The 13,828-nt window shown below is 73.5% G+C and carries 14 protein-coding genes; 6 read left to right on the top strand and 8 right to left on the bottom strand.

Annotation, left to right across the window (positions count from 1 at the left end; translation table 11 throughout):
- Window positions 1–119: 119 nt before the first annotated feature.
- Window positions 120–1,178, bottom strand: coding sequence for a DUF3533 domain-containing protein (locus KUM32_RS10255; protein ID WP_217141519.1), 1,059 nt, complete (start codon window positions 1,176–1,178; stop codon window positions 120–122).
- A 154-nt stretch (window positions 1,179–1,332) separates the two neighbouring features.
- Between KUM32_RS10255 and KUM32_RS10250 the strand changes: the two genes are divergently transcribed.
- Window positions 1,333–4,815, top strand: a complete 3,483-nt coding sequence (locus tag KUM32_RS10250; RefSeq protein ID WP_217141518.1) for a DNA polymerase III subunit alpha — start codon at window positions 1,333–1,335, stop codon at window positions 4,813–4,815.
- Window positions 4,812–5,780, top strand: coding sequence for a hypothetical protein (locus tag KUM32_RS10245; protein ID WP_217141517.1), 969 nt, complete (start codon window positions 4,812–4,814; stop codon window positions 5,778–5,780). The genes KUM32_RS10250 and KUM32_RS10245 overlap by 4 nt, the downstream gene beginning before the upstream one ends.
- Window positions 5,781–5,802: 22 nt before the next feature.
- Here KUM32_RS10245 and KUM32_RS10240 read toward each other — a convergent pair whose 3' ends face one another.
- Window positions 5,803–6,177 carry a cupin domain-containing protein gene (locus tag KUM32_RS10240; RefSeq protein WP_217141516.1) on the bottom strand — a complete coding sequence of 125 codons (375 nt, stop codon included), beginning with the start codon at window positions 6,175–6,177 and terminating at the stop codon, window positions 5,803–5,805.
- 107 nt (window positions 6,178–6,284) lie between these two features.
- On the opposite strand from KUM32_RS10240, the gene KUM32_RS10235 reads away from it, so the two are divergent.
- Both KUM32_RS10235 and KUM32_RS10230 read left to right on the top strand, forming a co-directional pair.
- A complete protein-coding gene (locus KUM32_RS10235; protein ID WP_217141515.1) occupies window positions 6,285–6,731 on the top strand; it encodes a MarR family winged helix-turn-helix transcriptional regulator in 447 nt (148 codons plus the stop codon).
- Window positions 6,732–6,918: 187 nt separating this feature from the next.
- The gene (locus KUM32_RS10230; RefSeq protein ID WP_217141514.1) at window positions 6,919–7,785 is read left to right on the top strand and encodes a triacylglycerol lipase; all 867 of its coding nucleotides are present in this window, start codon (window positions 6,919–6,921) and stop codon (window positions 7,783–7,785) included.
- A gap of 86 nt (window positions 7,786–7,871) precedes the next feature.
- Here KUM32_RS10230 and KUM32_RS10225 read toward each other — a convergent pair whose 3' ends face one another.
- Window positions 7,872–8,882: a lytic polysaccharide monooxygenase gene (locus KUM32_RS10225; RefSeq protein WP_217141513.1), complete on the bottom strand. Its 1,011-nt coding sequence runs from the start codon at window positions 8,880–8,882 to the stop codon at window positions 7,872–7,874.
- Window positions 8,883–9,051: 169 nt separating this feature from the next.
- On the opposite strand from KUM32_RS10225, the gene KUM32_RS10220 reads away from it, so the two are divergent.
- The gene (locus KUM32_RS10220; protein ID WP_217141512.1) at window positions 9,052–9,525 is read left to right on the top strand and encodes a GNAT family N-acetyltransferase; all 474 of its coding nucleotides are present in this window, start codon (window positions 9,052–9,054) and stop codon (window positions 9,523–9,525) included.
- Between the two features lie 8 nt (window positions 9,526–9,533).
- Here the strand turns inward: KUM32_RS10220 and KUM32_RS44690 are convergent, their stop codons facing one another.
- From KUM32_RS44690 to KUM32_RS10210, 3 genes are all read right to left on the bottom strand, one after another.
- On the bottom strand, window positions 9,534–9,668 hold the full coding sequence (locus KUM32_RS44690) for a hypothetical protein (RefSeq protein WP_100047231.1): 135 nt from the start codon (window positions 9,666–9,668) through the stop codon (window positions 9,534–9,536).
- Between the two features lie 269 nt (window positions 9,669–9,937).
- A complete protein-coding gene (locus tag KUM32_RS10215; protein ID WP_217141511.1) occupies window positions 9,938–10,438 on the bottom strand; it encodes a DUF402 domain-containing protein in 501 nt (166 codons plus the stop codon).
- The gene (locus KUM32_RS10210; RefSeq protein ID WP_217141510.1) at window positions 10,419–11,348 is read right to left on the bottom strand and encodes a GNAT family N-acetyltransferase; all 930 of its coding nucleotides are present in this window, start codon (window positions 11,346–11,348) and stop codon (window positions 10,419–10,421) included. Before KUM32_RS10210 ends, KUM32_RS10215 begins: the two co-directional genes overlap by 20 nt.
- A gap of 71 nt (window positions 11,349–11,419) precedes the next feature.
- On the opposite strand from KUM32_RS10210, the gene KUM32_RS10205 reads away from it, so the two are divergent.
- Window positions 11,420–11,788 (top strand): GntR family transcriptional regulator, encoded by a 369-nt coding sequence (locus KUM32_RS10205; RefSeq protein ID WP_217141509.1) that lies wholly within the window; start codon window positions 11,420–11,422, stop codon window positions 11,786–11,788.
- A gap of 9 nt (window positions 11,789–11,797) precedes the next feature.
- Here the strand turns inward: KUM32_RS10205 and KUM32_RS10200 are convergent, their stop codons facing one another.
- Together KUM32_RS10200 and KUM32_RS10195 are read right to left on the bottom strand one after the other, a co-directional pair.
- Window positions 11,798–12,634, bottom strand: a complete 837-nt coding sequence (locus KUM32_RS10200; protein WP_217141508.1) for a DUF72 domain-containing protein — start codon at window positions 12,632–12,634, stop codon at window positions 11,798–11,800.
- 40 nt (window positions 12,635–12,674) lie between these two features.
- Complete coding sequence (locus KUM32_RS10195; protein WP_217141507.1) at window positions 12,675–13,769, bottom strand: DUF5925 domain-containing protein; 1,095 nt, start codon at window positions 13,767–13,769, stop codon at window positions 12,675–12,677.
- Window positions 13,770–13,828 lie beyond the last annotated feature (59 nt).

The raw sequence follows: 13,828 nt of genomic DNA, 5'->3' as shown, positions 1-13,828 counted from the left end.
CGTGACTTCCGCGTGCGTACGGCGTGAGGGGCGGGGCTGCCGCGTACGTGCGGCGTGAGGGGCGGGGCTGCCGCGTGCGTACGGCGTGAGGGGCGGGGCTGCCGCGTACGTGCGGCCGGTCAGCCCACCTGCGTGGGCAGCTCCGCCTCCTGCCGCCTGCGGCGCAGCGCGGCCATCACGAGCGTGACCACCGTCCCCCCGACCGCCCAGGCCCACAGCACCAGCAGGGACCCGGTCATGGCGTTCCCCTTGAAGTAGGCGACCGACCGGGCCCCCCAGGTGCCCGCGCCCGGCGGCAGCGCCGGGCCGATCGCCTTCCAGAACGGTGGCAGCATCGGCAGCGGGAAGGCGCCGCCCGCGCTCGGGTTGCCCGCGATGACCACGAGCAGGATGGCCAGCCCGATGCCGACGATCCCGAAGAGGCCCTGGAGGGCGAGGGTGGCGGCGCCCACCGCGAAGGTGATCAGTGCGCCGAGCCCCCACAGGTCCACCACGCTGCCGGGCAGCGCACCGAGGATCGGCCCGGTGATCACCGCGCCGCCCAGCCCGCCGACGATCGCGACCAGCGCCATCGAGATCAGCCGGATCGCCGCGCGGCGCGGGTTGGCGGGCCGGGCACCGGTGCTGATCGCCAGGATCGAGGCGCACAGGTAGCCGCCGACACACCAGCCCACGACCAGGTAGAAGGACGACAGCCCGTTGAAGTCCCGGGCGGAGGCCGGTGCGACGTCGACGATCCGCAGCGCGCGGCCCTCGGCCCCCTCGGCGCGGGTGACGATGCTCTTCAGGGCGGTGGCGAGGGCGGTGCCGCCGCCGGTGGTCGTCAGCAGGGTGTCGGTGCGGCCGGCGGGCGCCACGACCAGGGCGCCGTCGATCTCCCGGTCCATGATCTGCTTCCGGGCGCTCGCCTCGTCGGCCACCGCGCGCGGATCCAGCGGTGAGCCGGGCAGCCGCTCCAGTTCGCCCACCGTCTGCCCGGCGGCCGCCCCGGGCGCGACGACCCCGAACGGCACGTCCTTCGCTCTCGGGTCGTGCAGTGCCCCCACGTAGGAGGCGATGAACAGCAGCTGGAGCGCGATCACGCCGATCACGAGCACGGTGGCCCGTGGGGTGACGGCGTCCTTGACCTCGTCGAGGAAGGAGCCACTTCGCGCGCCGGTGTCCGTGGTGTGCGACATGTCCACCACGGTCCGGGAGGGCGGACGTTTGTGCAGGTGGGACGGGGCCGAACGGATGTCGCACACACATTCGAGAATTGGTCTATGGTGGGGGTGAGGTGGCTGGGAACAGACGTTCGATAAGGGCGTCGGTTCATGAGATCGGGAGGTGTGTGTGCCGGGTTTCACGCATCTGCACACCGTCTCCGGGTTCTCCGCCCGATACGGCGCCTCCCATCCCGAGCGGCTGGCCGAGCGCGCCGCCGAGCGGGGCATGGACGCCCTCGCCCTCACCGACCGCGACACCCTCGCGGGCACGGTCCGCTTCGCCAAGGCCTGCGCGAGCGCGGGCGTCCGCCCGCTGTTCGGCGCGGAACTGGCGGTGGCGGCGGCACCCGGGTCCGGAGGCGACCGGCGTACGGAGACCTCCGTACGCCGGGACCGGCGCCGCAGCCCCGTGCGCGGTGGTGCCTTCGTCGACGAGTCGGCCCCGCGGGTGACCTTCCTCGCCCGGGACGGCGCCCGCGGCTGGGCCGGCCTGTGCCGGCTGGTGTCCGCCGCCCACACCGCGCCCGGCACCCCGCTGCTGCCCTGGGCCGCCGACCACGCCGACGGCCTGACCGTCCTGCTCGGCCCCGAGTCCGACGTCGGCCGGGCCCTCGCCGCCGGCCGCCCCGACCGCGCGGCGAGGCTCCTCATCCCCTGGCGGGAGGGCTACGGCGACGCCCTGCGCCTGGAGGCCGTCTGGCACGGTCGCGAGGGCACCGGCCCCGGTTCCCTGCGCCTGGCCGCCCGCACCGTCGGCTTCGCCGCCGAGCAGGGCGTCCGGCCCGTGCTCGCCAACGCCGTCCGCTACGCCGACCCCGGCCAGGGCCCGGTCGCCGACGTCCTGGACGCCGCCCGCCGCCTGGTCCCGGTCGGCGCCGGCAAGGAGCTGGACTCCGGCGAGGCCTGGCTCAAGGACGCGGACGCCATGCGGCACGCCGCCGAGCGGATCGTCGAGGCCGCCGGCTTCCGGCGCGAGGCGGCCCACCGCCTGCTGGAGCAGACGCAGGCGACGGCCGCCGAGTGCCTGGTCGACCCCGAGGACGACCTCGGCATGGGCGCCGTCCACTTCCCCGAACCGCACCTGGTCGGCGCCGGCCGCCGCACCGCCCAGCGGGCGCTCGCCTCCCGGGCGGCGGCGGGCATGGTGCTGCGCGGCTACGACCGGCGCCGCGCGTACTGGGAGCGGATGCACCACGAGCTGGACATCATCGCCCACCACGGCTTCGCCTCCTACTTCCTCACCGTCGCCCAGGTCGTGGACGACGTGCGCGCCATGGGCATCCGGGTCGCCGCGCGCGGCTCCGGCGCGGGCTCCCTCGTCAACCACCTCCTCGGCATCGCGCACGCCGACCCGGTCGAGCACGGGCTGCTGATGGAGCGCTTCCTGTCCAAGGAGCGGGTGGTGCTGCCCGACATCGACATCGACGTGGAGTCCGCGCGCCGCCTGGAGGTCTACCGCGCGATCATCGGCCGCTTCGGCACCGAGCGGGTCGCCACGGTCGCGATGCCGGAGACGTACCGCGTGCGCCACGCCATCCGCGACGTCGGCGCCGCCCTGTCCATGGACCCGGCCGAGATCGACCGCGTCGCCAAGTCCTTCCCGCACATCCACGCCCGCGACGCCCGCGCGGCCCTGGAGGAGCTGCCCGAGCTGAGGGAACTGGCGGGCCGGAAGGAGAGGTACGGCAGGCTCTGGGAGCTGGTCGAGGCACTGGACGCCCTTCCGCGCGGCGTCGCCATGCACCCCTGCGGAGTGCTCCTGTCGGACGCCTCCCTGCTCTCCCGTACGCCGGTCGTGCCGACCAGCGGGGAGGGCCTGCCCATGGCGCAGTTCGACAAGGACGACGTGGAGGACCTGGGGCTGCTCAAGCTGGACGTGCTCGGCGTGCGGGTGCAGTCGGCGATGGCGCACGCGGTCGCCGAGGTGAAGCGGGCGACGGGCGCCGGGATCGACCTGGACGCGGTGCCGGAGGGCGACCCGGCGACGTACCGGCTCATCCGCTCCGCCGAGACGCTGGGGTGCTTCCAGATCGAGTCGCCGGGCCAGCGGGACCTGGTCGGACGCCTCCAGCCGGCCACCTTCCACGACCTCGTCGTCGACATCTCGCTCTTCCGGCCCGGTCCGGTCGCCGCCGACATGGTGCGGCCGTTCATCGAGGCCCGGCACGGTCGGGCACCGGTGCGCTACCCGCACGAGGACCTGTCGGAGCCGCTGGCCGGCACGTACGGGGTCGTCGTCTTCCACGAGCAGGTCATCGACATCGTGGCCGTCATGACCGGCTGCGGGCGCGGTGAGGCGGACCGGGTGCGGCGCGGGCTGTCCGACCCGGAGTCGCAGGGGCGGATCAAGGTGTGGTTCGCGCAGCACGCGACGGCGAACGGCTATGACGCGGAAACGATTCAGCGGACCTGGGAGATCGTCGAGGCCTTCGGCAGTTACGGCTTCTGCAAGGCGCACGCGGTCGCCTTCGCGGTCCCGACGTACCAGTCGGCGTGGCTGAAGGCCCATCACCCGGCCGCCTTCTACGCCGGGTTGCTCACCCACGACCCCGGCATGTACCCGAAGCGGTTGCTGCTGGCGGACGCGCGGCGGCGCGGGGTGCCGATCCTGCCGTTGGACGTGAACAAGTCGGGGGTCGCCCATCGGATCGAACTGGTGTCCGAGAAGCGGAAGGCCTCCGTGTGGGGCCTGCGCCTCGCCCTCTCGGACGTGCACGGCATCAGCGAGGCCGAGGCGGAACGGATCGCCGAGGGCCAGCCGTACGCCTCCCTGCTCGACTTCTGGGAGCGGGCGCGCCCCAGCAGGCCCCTGGCCGGACGGCTCGCCCAGGTCGGCGCGCTGGACGCGTTCGGCGCCAACCGCCGCGACCTGCAACTGCACCTGGCCGAGCTGCACCGCGGCGCCCGGGCCGGACGCGGCGACCAGCTCCCCCTGTCCGGCGGACGCAGGACCGCCTCCGCCGGACTGCCCGACCTCACCTCGGCGGAGAAGCTCAGCGCCGAACTGGGCGTGCTGTCCATGGACGCCTCGCGCAACCTCATGGACGACCACCGCACCTTCCTGAACGAGCTGGGCGTCCTGTCGGCCAAGCGGCTGCGCGAGGCCCGGCACGGGGAGACGGTGCTGGTCGCGGGAGCCAAGGCGGCCACCCAGACGCCGCCGGTCCGCTCCGGCCGCCGGGTCATCTTCTCCACCCTGGACGACGGCACCGGCCTGGTCGACCTCGCCTTCTTCGACGACTCCCACGACGCCTGCGCCCACACCGTCTTCCACTCCTGGCTGCTGCTGGTGCGCGGGGTGGTGCAGCGGCGCAGCCCGCGCAGCCTCAGCGTGGTGGGCTCCGCCGCCTGGAACCTCGCCGACCTGCTGGAGGTGCGCCGGGAGGAGGGGCTGGAGGGCGTCGCGGCCCGGCTGACCCGGGGCCCGGTGGAGGACGGGGCGGAGCCGGGGGAGCGAAGCGGGACGAAGGACGGGGGAGAAGCGGAGGGCCGGAAGATCCGCATGGCCACGGGGTACGAGATGCACCCCTGGGCCGATCTGCGCCCCGCGGGCGAAGGGCCCGCGGTGGGAAGGAAGTTGTGGCACCAGAGTCCGGGGAGTGCGGGATGACCATTCTCTGCGTACGTTTCCAGCTGCCGCCGATGTACGAGGCGGCCCTGCCGCGGCTGCTCGGGCTGCTGGAGGAGTTCACACCGGTCGTCGAGGCGCTGCCGCCGGACGGGGCGCTGGCCGATCTGCGCGGCGCCGAGCGATACTTCGGGCGGGACGCCGTGGAACTGGCCTCGGTCATCCGGGTCCGCGCCCTCGCGCTGTACGGCGTCGACTGCGTGATCGGCGCCGGGCCGGGCCCGATGACGGCCCGCATGGCGCTGCGGGACGCCCGGCCGGGACTGACCCGCGCGGTACCCGAGGGCGAGGTGCGGGACTTCCTCGCCGGCAGGCCCGTCGCCGCGCTGCCCGGCGTCGGCACCGCGACCGCCCGCACCCTGTGCGAGTACGGCCTCGACACCCTCGGCAGGGTCGCCGCCGCGCCCCTGTCCACGCTCCAGCGTCTGGTCGGTGCCAAGGCCGGCCGCGAGCTGCACGAGAGGGCGAACGGCATCGACCGCGGCCGGGTCGTCCCCAACGGCGTCTCCCGTTCCCTGGCCACCGAACGCCCCTTCACCCGCGACGAACTGGACCCCGACCGGCACCGTCGCGCCCTGCTCTCGGCCGCCGGGGAACTGGGCGCCCGGCTGCGCGCCGTGGACAAGGTGTGCCGGACGCTGACCCTCACCGTGCGCTACGCCGACCGCTCCGCCACCACCCGCAGTCGCGCCCTGGGGGAGCCCACGGCGCACTCCGCGGCGCTGACGAGGACCGCGTACGGCATGTACGAGGCGCTCGGCCTGCAGCGCGCCCGGGTCCGTTCGCTGTCCCTGCGCGCCGAGGGACTCGCCCCCGCCGAGCAGGCCTCCCACCAGCTCACCTTCGACCCCGTGGACGAGAAGGTCCGCCGGATCGAGGAGGTCGCGGACCGCGCGCGGGCGAAGTTCGGACCACGGGCGGTGATGCCGGGGAGCCTGGCGGCCTAGCCGGGTCTGCCGTTCGGATCGTCTAGTTGGCCCACGGGGGAGAGATCAGGGTGCCGTCGGCGAGTTCGGCCTCCAGGCCGACGGAGGTGGTGACCCAGGAGACGGCGGTCCGGTCGGTGGGGTTCTCGACGGCGAGGGTCGCCCCCGGGTTGATGATCACGGTGTCGCCCGCGGTGACGCGCTCGGTGCGGCCGTCGAGGGTGATGAGCAGCTCGCCGGTGAGCAGATGGAGGATCTCCTCCCGGTTGACGGTGTGGGCGGGGGCCTTCGTCCCCGCGGGGATCTCGCCCCGCCAGGCGCACAGCTCCTTGCTGCCGGTGCGGGGAGTGGCGTACGAGACGAAGCGGGCGCCGTGGATCTCGTGGACGACTGCTTCGGACGAGCGGACGACGGGCATGACGGCCTCCTGCCGGTACAGGGCTGATGGTCAAGCTGCTTGACTTTTCTGTCGGTCTCCATGGTCAAGCTGCTTGACCATTGCGTCAAGGGTGTTTCAATGCCCCCGTGCAGAACTCCGACGCCATGGCCCTGTCCGCCGCCCTGCTCGCCGCCGCCGGCGGGCTCACGCAGCGCATCCACGAGGGTGTCGTAGCCCGCGGCTTCGAAGGGCTGCGGCCCGCGCACGGATTCGCGTTCGCCCGGCTCGCCCCGGACGGTGCGACGGTCACCGACCTCGCCGCGCACCTCGGGATGACCAAACAGGCCGCGAGTCAGCTCGTCGACGAACTGGTGCGCAAGGGGTACGCCGAACGCCGGCCGCACCCCGCCGACGCGCGTGCCCGGCTGGTCGTGCTGACCGAGTCGGGATGGGCCTGCACGCGGGCCGCGCAGGAGGCGGCGGGGGAGGCGGTGCGCGCGTGGGTGGACGTGCTCGGCGAGGGCGAGGTCCGCGCGCTGCGCGACCGCTTGCTGCGCGTCGCGCCGGGGGGACCGGTCCGGCCCGCCTGGTGACCCGTGACGCCCGCGGCCGGTCGCCCGCGGCCCGCCCGGCGCCGGTTATCACTGGAAGTTTTTACTGACGCGTAACTTCACATGTGCACTACTCGTCCGTAACTTGACGGGTGAACAGCATCCTCGTGATCCGGATCACAGGGCGTCCTGCCATCGCAACTCCCTTGAGCCGCAAGGAGATCACCCGATGCTGCCCTGGAAACGCGTGCTCAGACCGCTGACCGCGCTGCTGCTGACCACCGCGGTCGTCCTGGTCCCGGCCACCACCACCGCCCACGCCGCCGACGCGCGGCCCAGTGCCGGCTGGAACGACTACTCCTGCAAGCCCTCCGCCGCCCACCCCCGGCCCGTCGTCCTGGTCCACGGCACCTTCGGCAACTCCGTCGACAACTGGCTGGGCCTCGCGCCCTATCTGAAGAACCGCGGCTACTGCGTCTTCTCCCTCGACTACGGGCAACTGCCCGGCGTCCCCTTCTTCCACGGTCTCGGCCCGGTCGACAAGTCGGCGGGGCAGCTCGCCGCCTACGTCGACAAGGTGCTCACCGCGACCGGCGCCGCCGAGACCGACATCGTCGGCCACTCGCAGGGCGGCATGATGCCCCGCTACTACCTCAAGTTCCTCGGCGGAGCCGACGAGGTGAACGCCCTCGTCGGGATCGCGCCCAGCAACCACGGCACCACCCTGTCCGGCCTCACCAACCTGCTGCCGTACTTCCCGGGGGTGGAGGACCTGCTCACCGAGGAGACCCCCGCCCTCACCGACCAGGTGGTCGGCTCGGACGTCCTCACCAAGCTCAACGAGGGCGGCGACACCGTGCCCGGTGTCCGCTACACCGTCCTCGCCACCCGGTACGACGAGGTGGTCACGCCGTACCGGAGCCAGTACCTGAGTGGGCCCGGCGTGCGCAACGTCCTGTTGCAGGACCTCTGCCCCCTCGACGTGTCGGAGCACCTGGCGATCGGGCTGTTCGACCGGATCGCCTTCCACGAGGTGGCCAACGCGCTGGACCCGGCGCGTGCCACCCCCACCACCTGCGCCTCGGTCCTCGGCTGACCCGGGACCCGGGCCGGGCGCCCGGCACGGGACGAGGGCCCGTCCGGCCTGAGCCGCCGGCCGGGCCCTCGTCTCCCGGTCCCGGGTCAGCGACCGTGCCGGCCACCGTTCAGCGTCCGCCGGCGGGCCGACGCGAACAGTGCCGCCGCGCCCAGTGCCAGCGCGGCGGCACCGCCGACGGCGACGTAGGGCGTGTTGCTGTCGCCGCCGGTCTCGGCGAGGCTCTCGGGGGCCCCGCCGGCGGCCTCGACCTGGTTCGGCTCACCGTCGGCAGCCTCGGCCGGGGCCGCCGGGGCGGCCGGGTCCGTGGTCGTCTCGGCGTCCTGGTCGCCGTGGCCGTGGTGCTCGATCGTCGACTTGTCGGCCGCCGCCGCGATCTGCTTCTCGGACGGGGCGGAGGCCGAGGGGGCCGGGGCGGCGCCGCCGAACGTCTCGCTCTTCGTGCCGCTGTCGCCGCCGAAGGACACGTCCGAGCAGGAGTAGAAGGCCTCCGGACTGTCCGAGCGCTGCCAGACCGCGTACAGCACGTGCTTGCCCGAGCGCTTGGGCAGCTTTCCGGAGAAGGTGTAGAAACCGCCCGAGGCGACCGGGTCGGTGACCGTCGCCACCGGGGCGGACAGGTCCAGGTCACCCCAGCCCAGCGGCCCCGCCGCGTCGAAGCCGGGCTTGGTGATGTACACCTTGAAGCTCCCCTTGTGCGGGGCCGTCACGCGGTACTTGAAGGTGTACGAACCGCTGCTCACGCGGGTCGTGGGCCAGTCGGCACGCGTCAGGTCCAGGCCCTTGAACTGCGGGTCGTTCGCGCTGCACAGCTTGCCGTCCGGGATCAGCTTCTGGTGCTGCCCGGCGGCGTTGCCGATGCGGATGCCGTTCCAGTCGTAGAGCGCCTGCGTGCCGCCGGCCGCGACCGCCGCCTTGCACGCCTTGGACTTCGGGCTCTCGGGGCCCTCGGCGTAACACTGGGACACCCGGCTGACCGGGTCGCCCATCGAACCGTGCGCGGCGGCGGGCGGTGCGGCCAGCAGGGTCAGGGCGAGCGGGGCGAGGCCTGCGGCGGCGACGGCGGCGACCTTGCGGGACGCGGACAGTGCGGGCATGGGGAACTCCTCGAAACGGTCACTGGGAACGTGGTGCGGAACCCGTGGGGTGATCAGCAAGCTAGCCCCAGAAAACCGTGGAATCGCCCGTGGAAGGCGGGTGACGGAGATCCTTATGGTCGCGTTAAGGGAGTGCTCAGACTGCCCTGAGGTAACTACTGTCCGGGGTATGACGAACGAGGGGATCAGGCCGGCTACCGCCGCCGACGTACCCGCGGTCCGCGCCGTCACGAACGCCGCGTACCGCCCCTACATCGAGCGCATCGGGGTGGTGCCGCAACCCATGGAGGCGGACCACGCGGCGGACGTGGCCGCGGGCCGGGTCTTCGTCCTGGGCGACCCCGTCGTGGGCCTCGTGGTCCTGGAGGTGTCCGCGGACCACCTCCTGCTCGACAGCATCGCCGTCCACCCCGACGCGCACGGGACGGGCGTGGGGCGGCGGCTGCTGCACTTCGTGGACGCACACGCGCGTGCGCTGGGCCTGCCCGAGGTCAGGCTCTACACGAACGCGAAGATGTGGGAGAACCAGAAGATCTACCCGAAGTACGGGTACGACGTCGTGGAACGCAGGGTGGACGGGCCCTACGACCGCGTCCACTACCGCAAGCGGCTGCTCGGAGGCGTCTCGTCCGTCTCGCGCTGACCGCCCGGTCAGCTGTCCGGCCACCATGTGCGCGCGATGTCCTTGCGGACCTCCGGGCGGCCCGAGGGGCGCTCGTCCGCTTCCTCGCGGACTCGGCGGGCGTCGGTCTTCTTCAGGGGCTTGTGCACGGTCAGACGGCGCATGGCTGCCTCCTTACGGATCCACCGGGTTCCGCGTTCTCACGGAGGTAGACCCCTTCCCCAAGAGTCACTCATCGATGCGTGCCTGTCAGTGGCGGTTGTCACGCGCCCGCGCCACGCCCCCGTTGCCAGTGGTGGGTGACACCCTGGGCGCATGGGCGCATGGGCGCATGGGCGCATGGGCGCATGGGCGACCGCGGCGGGTACCGACCGGGACACGAGGGCCGCCACCTTCGACGACGAGCCGGACCACGGCCTGTCCTGAACCCGGCCTATGCCAGCAGGTCCCCGAAGTCGTCCCCGCGGGCCAGCCGTTCCAGCTCGTCCAGTGCGGCCACGGCGGCGGCAGCGGCCTCCGGGTCCCGCTCGGTCAGCCCGCTCTCGGCGAACTCGTCCTCGTCCAGGCGCCGTACGTCCGTGCCGTCGGCGGAGCGCCACAGGTCCAGATCGAGGTCCTCGACGACCAGTTCGCTGCCGGTGAGCACGGCGGGGCGGGTGATGTCGCAGTACCAGCCCTTCAACGCCCCGGCCGCCGTCCTGACCTCCTTCACGGAGTACCACCGGTCGCGCCAGTAGTACTCCGTGAAGACGTCGCCGGCCTCGAAGCGGACGAAGCCGAAGTTGCGGACCCCGTCGCCGGCCCAGGGGGCGCGGACCGCGACACGCGTCCCGTCGTCGTGCAGCAGCACGCTCGCGTACCGGATCTTCGTACGGCCCGCCTTGACCAGGACGACGTCCACTCCGGCCTGTCCCTCAGCCGAGTTCGTGGACATGGCGCACCTCCGTCGCGCAGACCTCGTACCCGAGCCACCTGTTGATGGCGAGCATCGGCCCGTTGCCGGTGTCGTTGCCCGTGAGCGCCTCCGTGCGACCGGCGGCGCGGGCACGGTACAGGGAGTCGGTCTTGACGAGCTTGGCCAGGCCCCGGCCGCGGTGGGAGCGGACGGTGCCGGTCATGGCCGTGGCGTACCGGGTGCCCCCGTCGGTGTAGGCGACGCTGAAGGCGACGGGGCGGCCGTCGGCGACCGCGACCGTGGTCAGTTCGCGGTCGAGCAGCGGGTGCCGCCAGGTCTCGGCGAGCCACGCCTCGTAGTCCGTGAACTCGATGTCGACGTCGCCCGGCTCGTCCGCCAGCGTCTCCGCGTCCAGTTCGAACATCGGGCGGGGATCGTCGGCGAAGTCGGCGGCGGTGCACAGCTCGACGCCCGGGGGAGGGGACGGCAGGGGCGGGAGGGTGCCGTTCGCCAGGTCCAGACGGAGGAAGTGGGCGGAGCGCCGCCGCTCGTAGCCGTGCCGCTCGGCGAAGGCCAGGTTGGCGGGCTCGTCCAGCACCCAGGCGAACAGCTTCGTCGCCCCCTCGGTGGCGAGGTACTCCTCGGCCGTGCGCACCAGCAGCCCGCCGGCACCGCGCCGGACCCTGTCCGGGTGGACGTAGATGTTGAGGTAGGCCTGACCGGGATCCGGGCTGTCGTGGACCAGCCCGATCTGGGCCGTGCCGATCGTCTCCCCGTCCTCCTCGGCGACGAGGGACCGGCTCCGGGCGTCCGGGTGGGTGTGGACGAGGTGGTGGACGACGGCCTCGGGCGTCCACAGGATGAACGGCAGGGCGAGGTGGCGGACATGGGCGAAGGCCGCGACGTCGGCCGGATCGTCGGGGCGCAGGTCGCGCACGAGAACGGTCATGTGGGCGCACGCTACGGCGGACGGTCGGTCGGCCGCCTCTCATTTTCCCGGGGATGCGGGACAATCGCCGCGTGACCTTGAAGATCCACATCGACGACGGCGCCCCGCCCTACGAGCAGGTGCGCGCGCAGATCTCCGAACAGGCGCGGTCGGGGGCGCTGCCGGTGGGGTACCGGCTGCCGACCGTGCGCGGGCTGGCCGAGTCGCTGGGGCTCGCCGCGAACACGGTCGCCAAGGCGTACCGGGCGCTGGAGGCGGACGGGGTGATCGAGACGCGTGGGCGCAACGGCACGTTCGTCGCCGCCGCCGGCTCGGCGGCGGAGCGGGAGCTGGCGTCCGCCGCGCAGGCGTATGCCGAGCGGGCCCGGCGGCTCGGGCTCGTGGAGGCTGACGCCCTGGGCGCCGTGCGGGATGCCCTGCGGGCGGCGTACGGGGACTGAGGCGCCCTTCTACCCGCGGGTGCGTCGGGGCTGCTCGCGCCCACGCGGCGCGGCCGCACACGTCTCGGCCGCACACGTCTCGGCCCCGCGCCCCTCGGGGACGCGCGTCACCGTGACGCCCGCCGTGCGCGCGAGGTGGGCGAACCGGACGGCGTCCCGTACGGCCGCCGCGTTCGGGTCGTTGTTGAAGTACGCGTGGACGTCGTGGTCGTCCGGCCAGGTGGTGGCGATGCGGTCGATCCACGTCGCCAGGGACCGGCGGCCGTAGCCCGGCCAGGCGGCGGCTCGCCCCTCGTGGAAGCGGACGTACCCCCAGTCCGTGGTGCGCCACAGCGGGGTGGCCGGGCGGGCCCGGACGTCCGCCCAGCACAGGGCCGCGCCCCGGGACACGAGGACGTCCCGCACCCCGGGCGTCCACCAGGACGTGTGCCGGGGTTCCACCGCGACCCGCGTGCCGGGCGGGAAGCACGCCAGGCAGGCGTCCAGCAGGGCCGCGTCGGCCCGCAGCGTCGGCGGCAGCTGCAGCAGGACCGGACCGAGGCGGTCGCCCAGGCCCGCCGCGTGCGTCATCAGGCGGTGGACCGGCTCCTGCGGGTCCCGCAGGCGCTTGATGTGGGTGAGGTAGCGGCTCGCCTTGACCGCGACCACGAAGTCCGCCGGTACCCGCTCGCGCCAGGCCTCGAAGGTCTCCCGCGTCGGCAGCCGGTAGAACGCGTTGTTGATCTCGACCGTCGCGAAGCCCGCCGCGTACCGCTCCAGCCACAGCCGGACGGGCAGACCGGGCGGGTACAGGACGTCCCGCCAGTCCCGGTACTGCCAGCCCGAGGTGCCGACGTAAAGGGGCATATCCCCATCAAAGCAGCAGGAACGCCCCCCATCAAAGGAGCTACAGGTACAGTCCCGCGTCCGCCCCGTCCCGCGGCTCCGGCAGCGCCGTCGGTGAGACGCCCCGGCGCAGCGCGTACAGCTCCGCCAGGGTGGCGCCCTCGCGGCCCACACCCTCCTCGGTGCCGAGCCAGCCCACCGCCTCCCGGCGGGTCAGCGGGCCGACCTCGATGCGGGCCAGACAGCGTCCCGGGCGGACGACGGCGGGGTGGAGGCGCTCCAGGTCCTCGTTGGTCGTGACGCCGACCAGGACGTTCCGGCCCTGGCCGAGGAGCCCGTCCGTGAGGTTCAGCAGCCGGGAGAGTGCCTGCCCCGCCGTGTGCTTGGCCTCACCGCGGATCAGCTCGTCGCAGTCCTCCAGCAACAGCAGCCGCCAGCGGCCCTTGCCCGCCGCGTCCTCCTCGCCGATGGCGATGTCCATCAGGTAACCGACGTCGGAGAAGAGCCGCTCCGGGTCCAGCACGCAGTCCACCTGGCACCAGTCCCGCCAGGACCGGGCCAGCGTGCGCAGCGCCGAGGTCTTGCCGGTGCCCGGCGGCCCGTGCAGGAGGAGCAGCCGGCCCGCGATGTCCTCGGGGGTCGTCTTCATCAGGCGGTCCATCGCGTCCGCCACCGGCGCCGTGTAGTTGGCCCGCACCTCGTCCCAGGTGCCCGCCGCGATCTGGCGGGTGGTGCGGTGCGGGCCGCGCCGCGGGGAGACGTACCAGAAGCCCATCGTGACGTTCTCCGGCTGCGGCTCGGGCTCGTCCGCGGCGCCGTCCGTCGCCTCGCCGAGCACCTTCTCGGCCAGCTCGGCGCTGGTCGCCGTGACCGTGACGTCGGCGCCCCGGTTCCAGCGCGAGACCAGCAGCGTCCAGCCCTCGCCCTCCGCCAGCGTCGCGCTGCGGTCGTCGTCGCGGGCGACGCGCAGCACGCGCGCGCCGGGCGGCAGCAGCGTCGCCCCGGACCGCACGCGGTCGATGTTCGTCGCGTGCGCGAACGGCTGCTCCCCCGTCGCGAAACGGCCGAGGAACAGCGCGTCGACGACATCGGAGGGGGAGTCGCTGTCGTCCACGGTGAGCCGGATCGGCAGGGCGTCGTGCGGGTTCACGGACATGCCGCCATGATCCGGTACCCGGACGCCGGGTGCACCCGGTTTCCCGGGCGCACCCGGCC

The sequence above is a fragment of the Streptomyces sp. AC627_RSS907 genome (genome assembly GCF_019049165.1).
This window is presented reverse-complemented; position numbering and strand designations above follow the sequence as displayed.